This window comes from Asticcacaulis excentricus (genome assembly GCF_003966695.1).
In the GTDB taxonomy this organism is placed as follows: domain Bacteria; phylum Pseudomonadota; class Alphaproteobacteria; order Caulobacterales; family Caulobacteraceae; genus Asticcacaulis; species Asticcacaulis excentricus_A.
This window is the reverse complement of sequence record NZ_AP018829.1, coordinates 36,062-57,041: the sequence shown is the minus strand read 5'-3', so window position 1 is coordinate 57,041 and position 20,980 is coordinate 36,062. Positions and strand designations below refer to the sequence as shown.

General features: G+C 59.6%; 10 protein-coding genes. 7 read left to right on the top strand and 3 right to left on the bottom strand.

Annotated elements, in window-relative coordinates; genetic code table 11:
* Nucleotides 1–380 precede the first annotated feature (380 nt).
* The 6 genes from EM6_RS16205 (at nucleotide 381) to EM6_RS16180 (ending at nucleotide 11,207) form a co-directional block, all read left to right on the top strand.
* Nucleotides 381–3,050, top strand: coding sequence for a TonB-dependent receptor (locus tag EM6_RS16205; RefSeq protein WP_126424195.1), 2,670 nt, complete (start codon nucleotides 381–383; stop codon nucleotides 3,048–3,050).
* A 283-nt stretch (nucleotides 3,051–3,333) separates the two neighbouring features.
* A complete protein-coding gene (locus EM6_RS16200) occupies nucleotides 3,334–5,634 on the top strand; it encodes an alpha-N-acetylglucosaminidase (protein WP_420000747.1) in 2,301 nt (766 codons plus the stop codon).
* The gene (locus tag EM6_RS16195; protein WP_126424194.1) at nucleotides 5,631–6,749 is read left to right on the top strand and encodes an acyltransferase family protein; all 1,119 of its coding nucleotides are present in this window, start codon (nucleotides 5,631–5,633) and stop codon (nucleotides 6,747–6,749) included. Before EM6_RS16200 ends, EM6_RS16195 begins: the two co-directional genes overlap by 4 nt.
* 45 nt (nucleotides 6,750–6,794) lie before the next feature.
* Complete coding sequence (locus EM6_RS16190) at nucleotides 6,795–7,706, top strand: BadF/BadG/BcrA/BcrD ATPase family protein (RefSeq protein WP_126424193.1); 912 nt, start codon at nucleotides 6,795–6,797, stop codon at nucleotides 7,704–7,706.
* 145 nt (nucleotides 7,707–7,851) lie between these two features.
* Complete coding sequence (galA, locus tag EM6_RS16185) at nucleotides 7,852–10,281, top strand: beta-galactosidase GalA (protein WP_126424192.1); 2,430 nt, start codon at nucleotides 7,852–7,854, stop codon at nucleotides 10,279–10,281.
* 8 nt (nucleotides 10,282–10,289) lie between these two features.
* Nucleotides 10,290–11,207, top strand: a complete 918-nt coding sequence (locus tag EM6_RS16180; RefSeq protein WP_126424191.1) for a family 43 glycosylhydrolase — start codon at nucleotides 10,290–10,292, stop codon at nucleotides 11,205–11,207.
* A gap of 4 nt (nucleotides 11,208–11,211) precedes the next feature.
* Here EM6_RS16180 and EM6_RS16175 read toward each other — a convergent pair whose 3' ends face one another.
* Nucleotides 11,212–12,792: an alpha-N-arabinofuranosidase gene (locus tag EM6_RS16175; protein ID WP_126424190.1), complete on the bottom strand. Its 1,581-nt coding sequence runs from the start codon at nucleotides 12,790–12,792 to the stop codon at nucleotides 11,212–11,214.
* A 196-nt stretch (nucleotides 12,793–12,988) separates the two neighbouring features.
* Here EM6_RS16175 and EM6_RS16170 point away from each other — a divergent pair, with 196 nt between their 5' ends.
* Entirely contained in the window at nucleotides 12,989–15,898 is a 2,910-nt protein-coding gene (locus tag EM6_RS16170; protein WP_126424189.1) for a TIM-barrel domain-containing protein, read from the top strand.
* 26 nt (nucleotides 15,899–15,924) lie between these two features.
* Here the strand turns inward: EM6_RS16170 and EM6_RS16165 are convergent, their stop codons facing one another.
* Together EM6_RS16165 and EM6_RS16160 are read right to left on the bottom strand one after the other, a co-directional pair.
* Nucleotides 15,925–17,568: an alpha-L-fucosidase gene (locus tag EM6_RS16165; RefSeq protein ID WP_126424188.1), complete on the bottom strand. Its 1,644-nt coding sequence runs from the start codon at nucleotides 17,566–17,568 to the stop codon at nucleotides 15,925–15,927.
* A gap of 287 nt (nucleotides 17,569–17,855) precedes the next feature.
* Complete coding sequence (locus EM6_RS16160) at nucleotides 17,856–20,972, bottom strand: TonB-dependent receptor (RefSeq protein WP_126424187.1); 3,117 nt, start codon at nucleotides 20,970–20,972, stop codon at nucleotides 17,856–17,858.
* Between the last annotated feature and the right edge of the window lie 8 nt (nucleotides 20,973–20,980).

Sequence of the window (20,980 nt, the reverse complement as noted above, 5' to 3'; positions counted from 1 at the left end):
GGCGAACCAATACAAAAAATAAGCAATAAAGCCGCTACTAACACGCTGCGGGCACTCCGAGCGCGGCAAAATCGCAACAGTTTTTGACAATCCTCAAAATTGGTTTACCACTAAGTAATGATATTTTGTTAATATTTTCAATAATTTAAAATTAACCCCCTCGCCAAAACAAAAGAAATGTGAAACATTGGCCAACAAAAAATAACGGCTTTATGAAGTTTAAATTGACAGGCCAATTTATCAGAGCATAGTCACTCTTGGCACAGGCACATCAGGCAACTGCACGACACCAAGGCGTCTGCGCTCCCACACAATTTTCGTATTGGGTGTGACCTCCCGTCACTCAATGCACCACCGCGTCTGAATTCAGGGGATCGAATATGGCGTTCAAACGTTTCGCATTAATAACGACGTCTCTTATGAGCCTGTCCATTGGCATATCGGCCTCTGCTCAGGAAGCACCGGCCAAGGATCAGGTCGAAGAAGTCGTCGTTCGCGGCTTCCGGGCCAGTCTGGCGACCGCCTTGCAAGCAAAGCGCAGGGACATCCGGGTTTCGGATGGTATTTCCGCAGAAGACCTTGGCAAATTTCCGAGCGACAACATCGCCGAAGCCATTCAGCGCATTCCCGGCGTTCAGATCCAAAACGTCAACGGCCGCGGGGCTACGATCAGCGTGCGTGGCCTTGGCCCGCAGTATGCCAAGGTGACAATCAACGGCCAGGACTTTGCGAACCCCAACTTTATCGACGGCTTCCGTTTCGACATCATCCAGACGGAGCTGGCCAGTGCGGTGAACGTCTACAAGTCGCCTACGGCTGATATGGACATGGGCGGCCTTGCCGGCACCATTGACATTTCCACGGCCAAACCGCTCGACATCAATGGTGAAAAGCTGATTTTCTCGGCCAAGGCCCAGCAATCTACCCTCGCCGATGCGGGGATCAATCCGGCCGCCGGCCTGACCTACGCCAATCAATATTTTGGTGGCAAACTCGGCATCTATGCCGGGCTGAATTATCAACAACTTGATGATCGCGCCGACTATCTGTTTATGGACCGCTGGTACACGGCGTCAGGCGCCGCGAACGAGTTCAAGGGGTCGGTGGCAACCCCGGCTGGCACCCTTTTGCCGCGCCGGTTCCGTTACCGCCGGATCGACCGCACATCTGACCGGACCCAGTTCAATTTCGGTGCCGAATACCGTGCAACCGACGACCTGAAGCTCGGCTTTACAGGGGTCTATTCGAAGGACGAGACGAAATACAACGTCAATCAGCTCGTTTTTGGGAACTTTGCCAAGAGCTCGATCACGCCTGTGACCATCGCTGATGGCGTAGCCAAGGTCGTGAACCTCGCCAATTTCAGCTATGACAACAATCGGCAACTGGAAGTCCGCAACCTGTCCACAGAGGCCTACACCGCCTATGCGCGTTGGAGCCTCTCGCCCAAATGGCTGCTGAATGCCACGTTACACTACACCAAGGGCGACGGCTATCTCACCGAAGAGGCCGCCATCACCGGGGCCAGCGAAGCTTCAGGTACACTGGATACAACTGACCCGGACAACATCAAGTTCACTGTGTCCGGTAACCCCGCCAGCCCCAGCCAGTATGTGTTGTCAAACCTGACCTGGTCCAGCTATCCGAACGGTGCGCAAAACCATCAGGTCACCGATTCCAGTTCAGCTCAGCTCGACCTGAAGTATCAGGCCGACATGGGCATATGGCAAAGCCTCAAGTTCGGCGCCAAGACCAAGACAGAAACGTTTGACCGCTATGTCACCCGTCGGGACTTCTTTGACGACAACTTCAAATACATCCCGCCCTATACAACCGAAACGCCCACGGTGACCAACTTCCTCAATGGCGGCGTTTCGGGCGTGAATACCTGGCTGACACCCGATGTAGACGCCTATCGTGCAAAGCTGGCCGCCGCAGGCGTAACGGTTCCGGCCCTCTATAATCCGCAAAGCTCTTACTCGCTTGAACGGACCATCAACTCGGCCTACGCTCTTGCAGAGTTCTCCGGAGACCTGGGCCCCATCCCGTTCCGCGCCAATGCTGGTGTTCGATATGAGTCAACGGATCAGACTGTGATATCGAACCTCACGGACGGATGCGATTGTGACATCCAGAACAAGATTGGTGAGCTGCGCAGCAACTTCAAGTACAACAACACCCTGCCCAGCATGAACGTCGTTTTCGACCTGACCGACAGGCTGGTTCTGCGGGTAGCGGCGGCCAAAACCCTTGTGCGCCCGATCCTCGACTCCAGTTCCAAACTGAACACCACTCAGTTTGAAGTGAAAGATTCTTCAACCGGCGTTACCACGGTGTTTGTTGATCAGGGCAGCCCCTATCTCAAACCACTGACAGCCAATAACTACGATGTCAGCCTGGAGTGGTATTACAGCAAGAGCGCGGGCTTTAGCCTGGGTGCCTTTGCCAAGGACGTAAAAAACGGGACCTACACCGCTCTGATATGCCCGGCGACGTGGGGTGGCGTAAGCCTCAGGCTCGACGCCTCGACCAATGACTGTATTGGGACGAATAATAAGGAATACGAGATCAAGGTCACTCAGAATGATCCCTCGGTGATCAAGCTGCGCGGCGCAGAAATCAACTGGCAGCAGTCTCTCGACGGTCTTCTGCCTATTGATGGCTTTGGATTCCTGGCGAACTACACCTATGTTGATCCGAAATACTCCAACACCGGTTTCTCATTGCGCAACCTTTCCAAGTACTCAGGCAACCTGACCGGTTACTGGGAAAACGAAAAGATCAGCGCCCGTGTTTCTGCGAATTATCGCAGCGCCTATGAACAAACCAGCGTTGACAGCTTCTTCGCTCGTGAAGGTCACACGATCAAGGCTGGCACGCAGGTCGATTTCTCGGTCGGCTACACGCTTAATCCGCACGTTAGCTTCACTGTGACGGGGTCAAACATCTTCAATAAAAAGGAAGAAGCCTACAAAAACAATGAAAACGTGTGGCAGGAAACGGGCGTGTTTGGCCCAAGTTATCAACTTGCCTTCACTTACAAGATGTAGAACCTGAAAAAAATGTTCTACCCGCAGAAAGCCCTCCCCCTTAACTGGCTTTCTGTTCAACAGGTTCGGAGGAAAGACCGTCGGTCTCCTCCGGACCTGCTTTTCTATCCTGCGGAACAGGGTTGCTCCTGATATAATACCAACGGCCGAAGATGCTGACCGCATCCGGCCGTTGAAAATTCGAGAATTTCTCATATGTATCAACTACATGAGACATTCTCGAACGGAGTACCAAGAGTCATTTCCAATGACCCTTGATATAAGTCGCCTCTCGAAATCTGTTATGCCGAGTTTCATGACCCACCTCACGCGAAGACACCTGATCACGTCATCATGTACACTTGTAGTGGGCGCGGCCCTTTACAGGCAGGCAGAGGCCGCCGTCCCGAACGCCGCCGGCGCCGTCCTGAAACGACTTTTAGGCAAGGACGCTGCGCGCATCCAACTCAGGCTTGATACCTCCGGCGCTTTACCGTGGTACTCAGCTCAGGCGTCTGGTGAGCGACTGACCATTTCAGGCAATTCACCGGTGGCTTTGACGCACGGGGCCTATAGCTACCTCAAGAGCGTAGGCGCGGCCAATCTGAGCTGGGAAGGCCACCGCGTCGCCCTGCCCGCGCGGCTACCGACCGCTAAGGGCGCAAAGGTCGAGAGCCCGTTCGCCCACCGCGTCTATATGAATACGTGCACCTTTGGGTACACGACGCCCTTCTGGGACTGGGCGCGCTGGGAGCGCGAACTGGACTGGATGGCGTTGCACGGCATCGACATGCCGCTGGCCATGGAGGGGCAGGAATATGTCTGGCAGGCCCTGTGGCGCGAGCTGGGTCTCAGCGACGCCGAATTGGCTGACTACTTCTCCGGGCCCGCCTTCACGCCCTGGCACCGGATGGGCAATATCGAAGGCTATCTGGCCCCCTTGCCGCAGGCGTGGATTGAGAAGAAGCACAAACTCCAGGTGCAGATTCTGGGCCGCATGAAAGAGCTGGGCATGACGCCCATCCTGCCGGCCTTTGGTGGCTATGTGCCCAAGGCCTTTGCGCAGAAGCACCCCGAGGCGCGCATCTATCCCATGCGCCCATGGGAAGGCTTCCATGAAACCTACTGGCTCGATCCGGCCGATCCGCTGTTTGCCAAGATCGCCGCACGTTTCATTGCGCTCTACACTGATACCTATGGCGAAGGCCGCTACTATCTGGCCGATTCCTTCAATGAGATGCTACCGCCCATTTCGCACGACGGTTCGGACGTCAAGGCCGCCAAGTACGGCGACTCGACCGCCAATACGAAGGAAACGGAGACCGTCGTCGATCCGGCGGTGAAGGCTGAGCGCCTCGCCGCCTATGGTAAGGCCATCTATGATTCCATACGTCAGGCCCGGCCCGACGCCGTGTGGACCATGCAGGGCTGGCTGTTCGGGGCTGACAAGCACTTCTGGACGCCGGACGCCATCGGGGCCTTCCTGCGCGACGTGCCGCAGGATAGGCTGATGATCCTCGATATCGGCAATGACCGCTATCCCGGCGTCTGGCAATCGAGCAACGCCTTTCAGGGCAAGCCCTGGATTTACGGCTATGTGCACAATTACGGCGCGTCCAACCCCGTCTATGGCGATCTCGGCTTCTACCGCGACGACATCAGGGGCCTTCTGGCGCGCAAGGATACGGGCAATCTGAAGGGGTTCGGCCTGTTCCCCGAAGGCCTGCACAACAACTCGATCGTCTATGAATACGCCTATGATCTGGCCTGGGGTCAGACCGATCAGGCGGTGGCCGAATGGCTCAGCACCTATCTGAAAAGCCGCTATGGTCAGGTGACGCCCGAGCTCGTGGCCGCGTGGAGCACCTATGTCGAGGCAGCGTTTTCGACGCGCTACTGGACGCCGCGCTGGTGGCGCAGCAAGGCCGGCGCCTATCTCCTGTGCAAACGCCCGACGGCGGATATGGTCGAGTTCGAAGGCCATCCGGGCGACCGTAAAAAGCTGCGCTCAGCCGTCACGGCCTTCCTGTCGCTGAAAGGCTTTGAAGGCTCGGCGCTTTATCGCCACGACGTGATTGATGCCGTGCGCCATCTGGTCTCCGAAGAGATCGACGACCGCCTGATCGCTGCCATGAAGGCCTATAAGGCCGGCGATGTGAAAACCGGCGACGCCCTGCGCGAAGAAATCCGCGCGCTGGTCACGCAGATCGACACGCTGATGGGGACGCAGCCCGACACGCTGGCGAGTTGGATCGATGAAGCGCGCGCCTATGGCGATACACCCGAAGAAAAGGCCTACTATGTCCTGAATGCCAAGGCGCAGGTGACGGTCTGGGGTGGTAAGGGCAATCTCAACGACTATGCCTCAAAGGCGTGGCAGGGGCTCTATAAGGACTTCTATCTGCCGCGCTGGATGAAGCTGCTGGCCGCCTTGCGCGCCTCGGCAAGCGGGGGCGCACCCTTCGATCAGAAGGCCTTTACCCGCGACCTGATCGGCTGGGAGCAGGCGTGGGTCAGGGCGGATATCGCCTTCAAGCGCCATGCACCGAAACAGCCGCTCAACGCCGCCCGCGCTCTGGTGGCGCAACTGGGGACCAAGGCATGAGTGCCGCCCGCTACACCGCCCTGGATGTGTTTCGCGGCCTGACGGTCTGCGTCATGATCGTGGTCAACACCTCGCCCGCCGGGGCCGAGCCGTTCGCGCAGCTTCAGCACGCGCAGTGGTTTGGCTTTACCCTGACCGATCTGGTCTTCCCGTCGTTTCTGTTTGCCATCGGCAATTCGATGGTCTTCGCCTTCCGCAAGCCTCTGCCGCAGAAAGAGTTTCTGCTGAAGGTGCTGAAACGCTCAGCCCTGATCTTCCTGCTGGGCTATCTGATGTACTGGTTCCCCTTCGTGCATCAAACGCCGGACGGGGCCTGGGCCTTCAACGACATTGGCCATACGCGCATCATGGGCGTGCTTCAGCGTATCGCGCTCTGTTACCTGTTTGCGTCTTTGGCGGCGCGCTATCTGTCGGTGCGCGGTCTGATGATCCTGAGCGCGGTGCTGCTGTTCGGTTACTGGGGGCTGCTCTACGCCTTCACACCCGCCGCCGACGCGCTCACCATGACCGGTAATCTGGGGGCGAAGATCGACCAGTTCGTGCTGGGGCTCGATCACATGTACCGAGGTGGCGCAAAGGGCTATGAGCCCGAAGGCCTGCTCTCGACCCTGCCCGCCATTGTCAATGTGCTGGCCGGCTATCTGTGTGGCCGTCTGATCCTCGACAGCGAGGACCGTCGGCGCACCGTAATGATCCTCAGCGGGGCCGGGCTGGCGCTGGTCGCGGCGGCTCTGGTGTGGAATTTTGGCTTCCCCTTCTCCAAGCGCCTGTGGACCTCGTCCTTTGCGGTGCTGACCATCGGGCTCGATTGCCTGATCCTGTCCGGCATTATCGCCTATGTCGATCTGGCCAAACGACGCGAGGGTCTGGGCTTCTTTGAGACTTTCGGGCGCAATCCGCTGGTCATCTATCTGTTCTCAGAACTTCTGGTCACCGTCCTGCAAACCTTTAAAAACGCCGACGGCCATGGGCTTTACGACCTGATCGGCCTGCACGTGTTCCAGACGCCGCTGACCGGTTCGTGGGGCGTGCTGGCCTGCGCCCTCTGTTACATGCTGGTCTGCTGGGCTCTGGGCTGGTGGATGGACCGCAAACACCTCATTATCAAACTGTGATCTGGATAACCGGACCGTCCTGTTTCTGTTATAAGCGTGACTATCATGAGCGACATCATCCCTCCCCTCTACTATATCGGCGTTGATGGCGGCGGCACGCGCTGTCGGGCGCGCCTGCGCAACCGCGCCGGTCAGGTGCTGGGCGAAGGCTTTGGCGGGGCGGGCAATATCCGGCTAGGGCTGGGGCTTGTATGGCGCAACATCATGGCCGCCGTCGATGAGGCCCTGTCACAGGCGCAGCTCACCCATGCCGACCTGCCCGACATCCATATCGGGCTGGGGCTGGCCGGGGTCACCTCGGCCACCAGTGCGCAGGTGACCGTCGATGCCGGGCCGGATTTCGGCGCGATCTCGGTGGCCAGCGACGCGCACGCCGCCTGTCTGGGGGCGTTTTCGGGCAAGGACGGGGCCATTCAGATCTGCGGCACGGGCAGCGCGGGCTATATACTCAGCGACGGCGTGGGTCACGGGATCGGCGGCTGGGGCTTCGAAGTCGGTGATGACGGCTCGGCGGCGGGGCTTGGCCGGGCGGCGCTGCGGGCGGCGCTGCGCGGCTTTGACAAGATCGCCCCGGCGACCGACTTCACGCGCGAAATGATCGCCTCCTTTGGCGGGCAGCCCGCCGATGTGATCGCCTTCGTCACCACGGCCACGCCCAGTGATTACGGCGCGATGGCCCCCACCATCATGGCCTATGCCGAAAAGGGTGATCTGGTCGCCACGGCTCTGGTGCGCGCGGTGGCCGAAGATATCGGGCTCTATCTGCGCCGCCTGCACCATCTGGGGGCCAAACGCATCGCGCTTGTCGGCGGTCTGGGTGAGCCGATCCGCCCCTGGCTTTCGACACGCGACGCCGCCCTCCTCAGCGAGCCGGAACAGGACGCCGTCGAAGGGGCGATCCTGCTGGCCAGAGGGGCCAGCAATGGACTGGCCTCGCCCGGCAAGCTCCTCGTCTAACCCGATTTATCGTCCTCCCCGAAACGCCGGACAAAGCGTGTGCCGGCTTCGGCAACTGGGCGCATCCTCTCCAAATTCCGGACTTTTGAGAGGATGCGCCTCTTTTATGATTGCGTGACCGATGACACCCAACCGACGCACCGTAATGGCCAGCCTCCCCGTTATCGGCATGGCCAGCACTCTGGCGGCCCCGGTCGTCGCCGCCACCCCGGCACCAAACAGCCCGCGTCAGCGTCTGCGCCTTGATGACGGCTGGCGCTTTCATTTCGGCCATGCCGAAGATCTGGAGCGCGATTTCGGCTTCGGAGCCAATCAACGCACCCTCGCCAAGCAAGGCCGCAGCGGTGCCAAGCCCGACACGGCCGATTACGACGATTCGACCTGGCGGTCCATCATCCTGCCGCACGACTGGGCGGTCGAGCTGCCCTTCGTCAATAACGAAGACTATCGCCGCAACCCGGCGGATAAGGACGACGAGGACTACGCCGCGGCGCACGGCTACAAGCCCATCGGGCGCAAGTTTCCGGAAACCTCGGTCGGCTGGTATCGCCGCCTGATCACACTGGATAAGGCCGATGCGGGCCGCTGCCTGTGGCTGGAGTTCGACGGCGTGTTCCGCGACGCCACCATCATCTTCAACGGCTATGTCCTTGAGCGTCACGACAGCGGCTATACCTCTTTCCGCGTTGATATTACAGATTTTATCAATACGGACGACACGCCCAATGTGCTGCTGGTGCGCGTTGATGCCTCTTACGGCGAAGGCTGGTTCTACGAAGGCGCCGGCATCTATCGCCATGTGTGGCTGGTCAAGGCCGACCCCGTGCACGTGCCGCAATGGGGTGTGTTTGTGCGGCCGCAGACCAACGGCACGGTCGAAGCCACGGTCGATCTCGTCAACCGCAGCGACACGCCGCGCGTCGCCACGCTCGATGTCACAGCACTGGACAGGGATGGCACAGCGGTCGCCACGACGCGCCAGACGGTCAAGCTGACCGCGCAATCCCCGGCGACCCGCGAGATGCGCCTGACCCTGCCACAGCCGCGCCTGTGGTCCATCGAAAGCCCCTACCTCTACACCCTGCGGGTGGAGGTGACGACGGAGGGAACCCGCGATCTCTATACGCTGCGTTTCGGTCTGCGCGACCTGCGTTTTGATGCCAGGGAAGGCTTCTTCCTCAATGGCAAACCGGTCAAGATCAAGGGCACCAACAACCATCAGGACCATGCCGGGGTAGGCGCGGCCATTCCCGATGCGCTTCAGGTGTGGCGTCTGAAACAGCTTAAGAGTCTGGGCTCCAACGCCTATCGCACCTCGCACAATCCGCCGACGCCGGAACTGCTCGATGCCTGCGATGAACTGGGCCTGCTGGTCATTGATGAGGTGCGGCAGATGACCTCCAGCCGTCAGGGCCTGAGCGAGCTTGAGGCCCTGATCCGCCGCGACCGTAACCACCCCAGCGTCATCCTGTGGTCCATCGGCAATGAGGAACCGCAGCAGATGACGCCGCGCGGCCTGAAGGTCGCCAGAAGCATGGCGCGGCGCATCCGTGAGCTTGACCCGACGCGCAAGGTCAATGCGGCCATGAACAAGGGCTTTGGCGACGGCATTACGACGGCGCTGGACGTCATCGGCTTCAACTATCACGAAGCCCAGATTGAGCCCTTCCGCGCGCGCTTCCCTGACATGCCGATCATCGGCACCGAAACGGCCAGCGCGGTGTCCACCCGTGGCGAATACAAGACCAACGCCAAAAAACAGGTCGTGGCCTCCTACGACACCGAACACCCCTATTGGGGCGCGACGGCGGAAAGCTGGTGGAGCCTCTATAATTCAAAGCCTTACCTGCTGGGCGGTTTCATCTGGACCGGGTTCGACTATCGCGGCGAACCGACGCCCTTTAACTGGTGGCCGTCGGTCGCCTCCAATTTCGGCGTCTTCGACAGTTGCGGCTTCCCCAAGGACATCTATCACTATTACCGCGCCTGGTGGCAGGACGAACCCGTGCTGCACCTGTTGCCGCACTGGAACTGGTCCGAAGGCGAGACGGTTTCAGTCTGGGCCTATTCCAACTGCGATGAGGTTGAACTCTTCCTCAATCGCCAGTCACTGGGCCGTCAGACGATGCGGCGCGACTCGCATCTGGAATGGGCCGTGCCTTTTACGCCCGGCACCCTCACCGCCTATGGCTATAAGGGCGGCAAGGTGGTGATGAAGACCGAGCGCAAGACCGCCGGTGCGCCCCATAGACTGATCCTCAGCGCTGACCGAACGCAACTGAGCGCCGACGGTCAGGACGTGGCCATGATCAGCGTCAGCGCCGTCGACAAGGCTGGTGTGCCCGTGCCGCCGGCTGACGATCTGATCCAGTTTGCTTTGACCGGTCCGGGTCGCCTGATCGGCGTTGGCAACGGCAATCCCAACAGCCACGAACCGGACAAGGCCACTTATCGCCGCTTGTTCAACGGCTATGCGCAGGCCATTGTGCAGACGACCAGGACCGGCGGACGCTTCACGTTTGAGGCCCGTGCCGAGGGCCTGACCGCCGCCACCCTCACCTTTACTTCGCGATAGAGGACGCCATGACCTTTAAACTCAGTACCGCCCTCCTGCTGCTCTCAGCGACGCAGGCCGTTGCCGGTGAGCCGATCAGCACGCGCTTTAATGCCGACCCGTCGCCGCACGTCTTCAATGGCAAGGTCTATCTCTACGCCACGGACGATGCTTCCAACTCCGGCAAATACTGGGATTCGACAAGCTGGCGGCTCTACACCTCAAACGACCTGAAAACCTGGCGCGACGACGGGTCGTTTCTCAGCGTCACCGTTTTCAAATGGGCGCGCCCCGATGCCAAGGCCTGGGCCCCCGAAGCCGCCTATCGCAACGGCAAATACTATTTCTACGCCCCTGTGGGCGGCGATAAGATTGGCGTGGCCGTGGCCGACAGCCCGGCCGGACCGTTCAAGGACGCGCGCAGCGACGCCCTGATCGACAAGGCGCGCGATGCCAATGCCGGGGACGAGCCTATCGACCCGCAGGTGCTGATCGACGATGACGGTCAGGCCTATCTGACCTTTGGCACGCGCGTGCCCAAGATCGCCAAGCTCAATGCCGATATGACCTCGCTGGCCGGCCCCATTGAAAATCTGGTCATCGAGGGCTTTCCGGCAAATGACCCCAAGAAGAAGTACGGCGAGGCCCCCTTCCTGCACAAGCATAAGGGCCTCTATTACTTCAGCTTTTCAACAGGCTGGCCGGGGCAGATCGTCTATGCCACCTCAAAGACGCCAATGGGGCCCTATACCTATCGCGGTGTGATTTTCGACTATCTGAAAATCTCGACCAACCATCAGGCGATTATCACCTTCAAGGGTAAGCCGTGGTTCTTCTATCACGACAACCTGCTACCCGGCGGCGGTGATCACAAGCGCTCCATCGCCATCGAACCGCTGCGTTATAATCGCGATGGCACCATCCGCGAGGTCAAGGTAAAGCCCTGAAGGCCTACTTCAGGGTAAGCACGATCAGCGATCTGGCCGGCTGCGTCAGCACCAGATACCCGTTTTCGAGCCGCGCTCCGTCAAAGGGGTGCGGCTTTACGGTGTCTGCGCGTCCGAAATCATTGTGGGCGTCCATCTCACCCGCCGTCAGTATGTGCGCGCTGAGCGTCTGAACCCGCAGGTCGCGCAGATCAAGGCGCATCTCAACGGCCTCCTGTGGTGACAGATTGCTCAGCGCCACCAGATAGTCGCCGTTGGTCGCGCGCGCCGCCGCCCCGCTGAGCGATGGCATCCAGGTGGTACCGACCTTGATATCCGGGGCCGCCAGCCGCAACGGCAGGGCGGTAGCCTCCTGAAACGGCACGTACATCTGATAGGCGTAATAGGTCGGCGTCAGCACCATCTGCGGCCCGCGCGTCAGAATGAGCGATTGCAGCACATTGACTGTCTGGGCGATATTGGCCATGCGCACGCGGTCGGCGTGACGGATGAAGATGTCGAAATTCACCGCCGCCACCAGAGCGTCACGCAGGCTGTTCTGCTGATAGAGGTGGCCGGGATCGGTGCCCGGCTCAACCGTGTACCAGGTGCCCCATTCGTCGATAAACAGCGCCACCCGTTTTTGCGGATCATGGGCGTCCATCACGCGGGAATGGGCGATAATATAGTCGTCCATTTTCAGAGTCTGAACGAAGGTATCGGCCCAGTCCTGCGCGTCGAAACCCGTGGCGGGCTTTGTCACATCGACATTGCCGGTGGGCGAGGTGTAATAATGGACAGACAGGGCGTCCATATTCTCCAGCGCCTCAGCCATCACGGCGTCGGTCCATTCGGTCAGGCCGTTCTTGGCCCCTACGGCGACGCGGGTTGCCGCCTGACCGGGCTGCGGATGGTAGAAGGCAGTGAAGCGCATGAAGTCGCGCCCGTACTGCTGCGGCGTCATCTTGCCCCCGCAGCCCCAGTATTCATTGCCGATCCCGATGAACCTGACCGGCCACGGCTTATCGCGGCCATTGCGCCGACGCTCCTGCGCCAGCGTGTCCTCACCGTCCGAGGTCAAATATTCGACCCACTGGCGCATCTCGGTCGGGGTGGAAGCCCCGACATTCATCGACACATAGGCGTCGGCCCCGATCTGCTCGACAAAGTCGAAATATTCATGCGTGCCAAAGGCATTGGTTTCCGGCGATCCGGCCCACCAATTGTTCTTGCGCGCCGGGCGTTTGGCCCGCGGGCCGATGCCGTCGCGCCAGTTATATTCATCGGCAAAGCAGCCGCCGGGCCAGCGCACGACCGGCACATGAATGGCTTTCAGCGCGCCTACCACGTCGCTACGGATGCCGCGCACATTGGGGATGCGGCTGTCCGGTCCGACCCAGATGCCCTCATAGATGCCGCGCCCCAGATGCTCGGAAAACTGGCCGAAGATGTAGCGGCTGATGACCGGGCCCGACGGTTCGGCCATTAGCACACCGGAGGCGCGCAGTGGCTCGGCCAACACAGCCCCGGCCAGAAGGCACCCACTCAGGACCATGCCCGCCAGATAGCGCCAGGGGTTCACGCTTACGCTCAGATCGTGTCTCATGCCCCTATCCCGAAAGCAGCGGTAACGCCCAATTTGGCCAACCAATTTGGTAGCCCTGCCGAAAGTGGTCTGTCAATTCAATTTGCGGACACCCTCGCAGCTCACAAAACGGTATTGGAACCAAATCAAAGCTTGAGCGCGCGTCAAAACTCGCCCCAATATACTCAGACTAATAACAAAGCTTTCGGAGGATATTATGCGCATCTCACGTCGGGCCTTTGCCGCCCTTACCGGTTCTTCCCTTGCGGCTGCGGCCAGTGCCGCCCACGCCAAGGGTCTGAGTGCGCTTGACGCCAACGGGCATGTGATCCGCCTCCCCGCACCAGATACACCGGGCTTTCACTATCAGCGGCTGAGCGAAGGCGTGCAGTTTTACCTGAACGGCGTCACCAAGACGGTCCTCTTCTATGGCCCCGCCACGGTGCGCGTGAACGCGCATCTCGGTAAAAACCACTGGACCCACAAAAATATCGTCATCCTCGGCCACCCCAAATCCGTCGCCTTCCAGATCGAAGACGGCAAGACCAAGCTGCGCCTCAAAAGTGCCGCCCTGAGCATCGAGATCGACAAGGCGTCGGGCGCGCTGAGCTTCCTCGCTGCCGATGGCCGCCTCTATACGCGCGAACGCGCCACGTCACCGCAGGCCATTCGACCGGTCTCCTTGCAGGACGCCCCCAGCTATGAGGTTGAAAACAGCTTCACCCTGAAACCCGGCGAAGGCATTTATGGCTTTGGCTATGTCAACGAAGCGATGCTGAACCGCCGCGGTCAGAACCTGCTTCTGGTGCAGACCAATACCGGCATCATCATCCCGGTCATGGTGTCGTCCGAAGGCTACGGCATCCTGTGGGACACCTATTCCAAGATGCGCTTTTCTGACGGCGCAGACGGCGCGACGCTGTGGGCCGAAAGCGCGCCGGGCGGGGTGGATTACTACTTCATGGGCGGCGGCAGCGCCGATAAGGTCATTGCCGCCTACCGCACCCTGACCGGGGCCGCGCCCATGTATCCGAAACAGGCCTTTGGCCTGTTCATGAGCAAGGAGCGCTACAAAACGCAGCAGCGTCTGGTCGAGGTGGCCGAGACCTTCCGCAAGGAGGGCTTCCCGCTCGATTATATCGTGCAGGACTGGCAATACTGGGGCTCAGACAAGGACGGCAGTTGGAGCGGTATGATCTGGGACAAGGAACGCTTCCCCGATCCCGACGGCATGATCCGAAAAATCCATGATCTGCACCTGAAACTGATGATTTCCATCTGGCCATCCATCGGCAATGATACGGCGCTCGCGAAAGAACTCGACAGCTACGGCCTGCGCTTCAAGCCACTGCACTGGATCTCCAAAAAAGCGCGCATCTATGACGCCTTCAGCGCTAAGGGCCGGCAGATCTATTTTAAGTATATCAAGCATGGCTTGCTCGACAAGGGCGTCGATGCCTTGTGGATGGATGGCACCGAGGTCGAGGTGGGTACGGCCTGCTGGAACCCCGCGGAGGTCGAAGCCGATATCAAGAGCCTTGGCGTCAATGCCATGGGCGACTTCACGCGCTACCTCAACCCCTACACCCTGATGACGACGCAGGGGACCTATGACGGACAGCGTGCGACCAGCAACAAGCGCGTCCTGACGCTGACCCGATCGGCCTGGGCCGGGGCGCAGCGTACCGCCGCGACCTCATGGTCCGGTGATATTTTTTCAAACTGGAAAAGCCTCGCCGAACAGATTTCCGGAGGCCTCAACGTCACCATCACCGGCAATCCCTACTGGACGCAGGATACGGGCGGTTTCTTTGTTACCGAATTCCCCGGTGGCGAAAAGAACCCGGCCTATAGAGAGCTGTTCGCCCGCTGGTTCCAGTTTGCTGTGTTCAACCCCCTGATGCGCGTGCACGGCACCAGTATCGAGCGCGAGCCCTATATCTTCAAGACGCTGGACCCCACGGTCTATGCGGCGCTTCTGGAGGCCGTGCATCTGCGCTACCGCCTGCTGCCCTATATCTATAGCCTGAGCTGGCAGGTGACCGCCTCGCACTATACGCTGATGCGCGCCCTGCCGATGGACTTCCCGCACGATCCGAAGGTGTACGACATCAACGACACCTTCATGTTCGGCCCGGCCTGTCTGGTGCAGCCGGTGACGCGCGCCATGTATAATCTTCAGGACCCGCCGGCGACCACCATACCCGCATCGGCACTGCGCACACCCGACGGCCGCCCGGGGCTGGCCGGACAGTATTTTGAAGGCGAGAATTTCGAGACGCCGAAGGGCAAGGTCATCGACGCCAAACTGGATCACACCTGGCCGGGGCCGCCTCTGGCCGAAGCGCCGGGCGGCTTGAGTGGTCTCAACAGCTTTTCCGCCCGCTGGGAAGGGCAGATCATCATCCCGGAAGACGGCACGTTTGAACTGGGGCTGGAAGGTGATGACGGGTATCGCCTGTTTATCGACGGCAAGCTCCTGGTCGAAGACTGGGCGAATGGCGCGGCGCGCTATAAGGGGGCCAAACTGACCCTGAAACAGGGACAGGCCGTCGCGGTCAGGATTGAATATTATCAGGCGACGGGTGGCCGATCCCTGCGTCTGGCGTGGCGCACGCCCGCCGATCTGCGCGCCCTAGCCGAAAGCCGCAAGGTGCGGGACCTCACCATGCGCACCTACCTGCCCGCTTCGACCGGCTGGTTCGACTTTTGGAGCGGCGAAAAGGTCGCGGGCGGTCAGAGCGTGACGCGCGAAACCCCGCTCAATGTGTTTCCGTTCTACATCCGCGAAGGGTCGATCCTGCCTCTGGGGCCGGTCATGCAGTACGCCACCGAGCAACCTGACGCACCCTATGAAGTCCGCATCTATGCCGGGGCCGATGCCACCTTCACGCTCTATGAAGACGACAACGAAACCTATGACTATGAAAAAGGCGCCTACAGCACCTATGCGCTGAACTGGTCGCACGCGACGCAGAGCCTCAGCATCGGTGCCCGCAAAGGCCGCTTCCCCGGCATGGTGCAAAAACGCGAGCTGCGCCTTGTGCTGATCGACGGCCAAAACCCGCCGCGCACCCGCAGCCACTTTTATGACGGGCAAAAGGCCGTTTTGAGCTTTAAAGGTTAAACGAAAGGGGGCACAGGCCCCCTTTCTCAGATCACCCCGTAGATTTTCAGGGCCACACCAAACTGATGGCTGGCCGCTGGCGGAATGTCGACGACCAGACCGTCGGCGCTCTGACGGAAGGTCAGAGGATCGCGGCTGCCCACCACCTCCACGCGCTTGACGCGCTTCTGATCGCGGCCTTGCAACGAGCGGATGGTGACCGCCTGCCCCGGACGGCCCAGCGTGATCGCATAGAGGGCCTTGTCCTTGGTGGTGAAGCGCAGGTCTTCGGCGGTAAAGGGCTTCTGGGCGCTTTCGCCGAACATGCCCGCGCCGACCTGTGTCGGCCCTTCGCCAAACACCCGCCACGGACGCGTGCCGTAAATGGCCTCAGAGAAGCGCGACATCCACGACCCGATGCCTTCGACGATCTTGCGTTCCTCTGAATCAATCGTGCCGTCCGGGCGCACCGGCACACTGAGCAGCAGATTGCCGTTCTTGGAGACGATGTCACACAGACGATGGATGACATCCGCCGCCGGGCGGTACTTCTTTTCGTCGTACAGGCGGCGGTTATAGTGCCACTGCCCGATGCAGGTGCAGGTCTGCCACGGCCGTGCGTCGATACCGGACTTCGAGCCGCGCTCGACATCGGCGACGATACCGCCATTGAAGGGGCCGTGCGGCTTCATGTTGACGACGGCCTCGACCTTGCCGCCATTCCATTTGGCTGAGGCATTGTAGTAGTGGGCGGTGATATCGAGCCCCGCCTGCCCCAGCGGCAGGTCAAAATTGTCGAAATAGACCATGTCCGGGCGATAGCTGTCGATCAGGTCCTTGCAGCGCAGATACCATTGGCGCGTAAAGGCCGGATTGCGCAGCGGCGGCTTTTCGTCCCACACCCGGTCATTCAGCTCGTGCCAGGCATTGGCGGTTGTGATGCTGTCGAAGCCATCAGGAAGCGGCATGACCGCCCCGCCATAAAACTCTTGCGGATCAAGGCCTTCCCACCACTTGCCCTTACCGTCCAGCTTGTTGAGCTTATAGGCGTCATAGCGTTCGCCGCGACGCGGGCCTTCCGGGTCGTAGCCATAGGCCGTCTGGAACCAGTGCCAGGCGTGGGCCGAGTGGTTGGAGACACCAAAGCGCAAGCCCCGCTTACGCGCCGCCTTTTCCCAGATGCCGACAATGTCCTTGCGCGGGCCGATACGCGTCGAGTTCCAGTCATGGAAGCGCGAGGCATACATGTCGAAATTGTCGTGGTGGTTGGCCATCGACATGAAGTATTTGGCCCCGGCGCTGACATAGAGATCAAGCAGCTCATCCGGGTTCCAGTTTTCCGCCTTCCAACGCGGCAGGAGGTCCATAAAGCCTGTATCCGCAGGGTGACCATAGGTTTTCAGGAAGTGCTTATTGGCCCCGCTGCCCTGAAGATACATTTCATGGGCGTACCAGTCGCCCGCTTCCGGCACACACTGCGGCCCCCAGTGCGCCCAGATGCCGAACTTGGCGTCGCGGAACCAGTCCGGCACCTGATACTGGCTTTCCAGAGACGCCCACTGCGGCTTGAACGGCCCGTCGGCAAGGGTGTCAAAGCCCGGTTCGACCAGCTCCGCCGCCCCGGCGGGCATGGCCGAGGCCAGCGCCAGACCGGCCGTACCCCGGAACCATTCGCGTTTCGTCACCTTCATAGCGTCACCCTGGTTTGTTTTATCTGGAAAATGGTTGGTTATATTCAAACCCTAATTTGTAGGACTTTTTTGACAAGCCCGAACTCAGGCGACACACGTCCATTGCGCATAAAAAAAAAGCAGTGTGGCCGAGGACCACACTGCGCACAGTCAGTTAGACATTGCACCGATAGGAGGGGAGTGAACCTAGAGCATTCGTCGGTTAAGTTGAGCCGCCGAATGGCTCTAGGTTTTGTTTTATCGCGCAATTTTTCCGAAAAGTGGTGCCCACTTTATCGGCTTACGCTCTAGAAGGTCGCACGCACCGTTGCCGTGATCGTGCGGCCATCATAGTCGATCTGACGGATCATACGTTCGTCACCCTGGTATTCCTTACGGTAGGAATTGGTCAGGTTGTACGCATCCAGCGACACCGTTATGCGATCGCTGACATTGTAGGACGCCGACATATCGAGCTGACCACGGGCCGCCGCGTTACGGGCAGCGCCGTAATAGGTGCCCTGACCGTCGAGATTGTACTCCGAACGCCAGTTGTAAACCGCGCGCACCCCGAATTTCGGCGTCTCATAGTAGAGGATCGCATTGTAGTTGAACTTCGAAATGCCGGGGAACGGCACTGCCGCTGCACCTTTGCCCCTCTGCTTGGCCTGGGTAAAGGCATAGTTCAGAGAGCCCCCGAAATTCTTCCAGAAGCCCGGAAGGAAATCGAAGTTTTGCTGGATGTTGAACTCCAGACCACTGACATAGGTGGGGTCCGATACATTGTACTGACCCGATCCGATCACGTTATAGCTGGTGGGCACACCATTAACGACGGTCGATGCACTCGGCGCACTGCAACGTGTACCATCCCACGTCAGAGGACCAAAACCCCAGCCACCGCCGTCTGCCGGACAGATGATCGACAGATCAGCAATACTAGCAATACGGTTGGACAACTTCTTGCGGAAGTAGGCGACCGAGATCAAACCGTTCGGACGGTTATACCATTCCCACGACAGGTCGTAGGAATCTGCCGTGTACGGCTTCAGACGATTGCCTGCAAAATTGACCGTTACATCAATTATACTGTTCGTTCCTGACGACTGGTTGTTTGTCGCATAGGAATAGGTCTGGACCGGGCTGCTGGTGCGCGGATCAGGACGGACGTAGGTCTTGTAGTAGGCCGCACGCACGACCATGTCGTCACGCACGTCATAGACCGCAATCGCCGACGGCAGAAGGTGGTCGTAGCTGCTCTTGTAGGTGTTCCAGGTATAGTCAGCCAGAGCACCGACACCGCCATTGCTGGTCACACGCGCAGTGCGATCAAGCGTCTGAGCGGTGTAGTCCGTGGTTTCACTGCGCACACCGATATTCCCGCGCAGACGACGACCCAGCACTTGGGTGTCGAACTTGGCCTGCACATAGGCCTCCAGCAACTCATTGGTGATTTCAAAGTTGCTGCCGCTGAAGCCACCATCGGCGTAGAAGATGTTAAAACCAAGTTCAGACAGGCCACCGTTCGCGTATTGCTTGACCGGGGTGATGGCTGACAGGAAGGGTTTCGGGTCGATCACGTACCAGTTGCTGTTGATGTTGGCATTGCCTTCCATAAAGTCGTCGGCTGAGGGTGACTTGATCAGCATGGAAGAGGTCACGTTCTGGGACTGAATCCCATAGACCATGTTGCGCACACCCGACATCTTATAGGTGTTTTTCTCCTTACGCACGCCGGCGGCTATGTTCGAGAGCGGGCCAAAGTCGAGCGTACGATCGACGTCGAATTGCAAGGACTCAACCGTCTTGTCCGCATAGCGGTGCGTGCCAGCCACGTGGAGGATGTAACGGCTGTCGGCCGAGAACAGGTCCGTGGGCGCGCTCGAGGTCCAGTTCCAATAACCTGCTTTATAGTCATTAACAGACGGAGCCTGGTAAAAGGGCATCGCAAAGATGGCATTCTGCGGTTGCGGCGAAACCACCTGCGAATAGCCGTCCAGATCCCCGAACCCTGTATTCAGCGTCCGTGTCAGGGTGTTTGCACCACCTTCTTTAGTGTTACCGATGGTTCTCAGGTCGGCTTCGGTTTCCAGCGAGCGGTTAGATGACTTGGTCAGCGTCAGAACCGTTGAGAGCTTCCACTTCTCGTTGGTCCAATCGGCATTGGCTACGATACCTTCTGCTGCCTGACGCTGCGAGAACATACGCGTCGAGGCCTTGGCATCGAAGTTCGTCACCTGCGTTTTTTCCATCACCGCATAGCCATTGCTCATGACCACGGGGGTGCTCAGACCGGTAACGATGGAATAGGGGGTTGAGCTGCTGGTTGCCGTAGCATTCAGCATATAGGGTTCATTCAACTGCCAGTATTGAACCGTATCGGGCAGGTCGCGTTCGCTGTAATAGCCAACAACACCCACTTTCAGGTTCTCATTGACGCGCCATTCCGCACCACCCGAACCGGTGATCAGCGTTCCCACGTTCATGCGGGTATATTGACGCATCAGGCCCAGCGACCAGACCCCACCCTGCGCCAGCGAACCGACGTTAGACGGCGCGGTATATCCGTCGGTGCCCAAAACGGCCGACAGACCGCAGGTCTGGTCCGTGGCGCAGGTCGTCGCCGAAGATGAATAATAGGCACCATACTTGTCCGCGAACTGCTGCTTGGTCAGGCCGGAGTTCAGCAGCCCCAGACGGCTGTAACCGTTAAAGCGCAGGGTATCACGACGGAAATTTTCCTTACGGATCGCCAGAACGCCAAAGACCGCGAAGTCGCTGTTGATGTGCTTGTTGTAACCGAAGGTCGCCGACGGGGCCCCAAGGCCACCCAGCGAGTTACGCTCATAGGAGCCCTTTACAAAGCCACCGTCCTTGCGTGACAGGGCCGGGGCGATCTGCATGTCAATGTTGCCCGAAAGGCCGCCCGACTGGCTGTTAGCCATCGGGGACTTCTGGACAGAGAAGGCTGAGAAAATATCCGAGTTAAACGCGCCCATCGGCGTGCCGTCGGCGCCACCGGTCGTTTCGAGATAGGGCGGATCGGCAAAGGCCTGACCGTTCAGGGTCGTGCGCGCGTAATAGCCCGGCATACCGCGAAGACCGATATTGGCGTTACGGCCTTCGGATTCCCGGTTGATCTGAATGCCCGGAATGCGTTGCAGGGCTTCACCCACGTTCAGGTCCGGGAACCGCCCAAGACCGTCCGAGGAGATACCATCGCTGATTTCAATATTGTTGCGCTTGGCGCGCACGGCGTCGGCCACGCTGCGCTTAAAGCCTGTGACGACGACCTCGGTGACGTCGCCGCCGGCCGCCGGCTTGGCGTCCTGCGCATAAGCCGTTGCACCCATGCTCATCAGGACGGTTGCGCCCAATAGCGCCGACCGGAACCCGGTTCCCCTGAGTTTCGCGCCCTCTTTCATTCTACGTT

Bases quoted from the DNA above. Each gene is read 5' to 3' on its own strand.
- EM6_RS16205 (WP_126424195.1), top strand. From the start codon at position 381: ATGGCGTTCAAACGTTTCGCATTAATAACGACGTCTCTTATGAGCCTG.
- EM6_RS16200 (WP_420000747.1), top strand. From the start codon at position 3,334: ATGCCGAGTTTCATGACCCACCTCACGCGAAGACACCTGATCACGTCA.
- EM6_RS16195 (WP_126424194.1), top strand. From the start codon at position 5,631: ATGAGTGCCGCCCGCTACACCGCCCTGGATGTGTTTCGCGGCCTGACG.
- EM6_RS16190 (WP_126424193.1), top strand. From the start codon at position 6,795: ATGAGCGACATCATCCCTCCCCTCTACTATATCGGCGTTGATGGCGGC.
- galA (WP_126424192.1), top strand. From the start codon at position 7,852: ATGGCCAGCCTCCCCGTTATCGGCATGGCCAGCACTCTGGCGGCCCCG.
- EM6_RS16180 (WP_126424191.1), top strand. From the start codon at position 10,290: ATGACCTTTAAACTCAGTACCGCCCTCCTGCTGCTCTCAGCGACGCAG.
- EM6_RS16175 (WP_126424190.1), bottom strand. From the start codon at position 12,792: ATGAGACACGATCTGAGCGTAAGCGTGAACCCCTGGCGCTATCTGGCG.
- EM6_RS16170 (WP_126424189.1), top strand. From the start codon at position 12,989: ATGCGCATCTCACGTCGGGCCTTTGCCGCCCTTACCGGTTCTTCCCTT.
- EM6_RS16165 (WP_126424188.1), bottom strand. From the start codon at position 17,568: ATGAAGGTGACGAAACGCGAATGGTTCCGGGGTACGGCCGGTCTGGCG.
- EM6_RS16160 (WP_126424187.1), bottom strand. From the start codon at position 20,972: ATGAAAGAGGGCGCGAAACTCAGGGGAACCGGGTTCCGGTCGGCGCTA.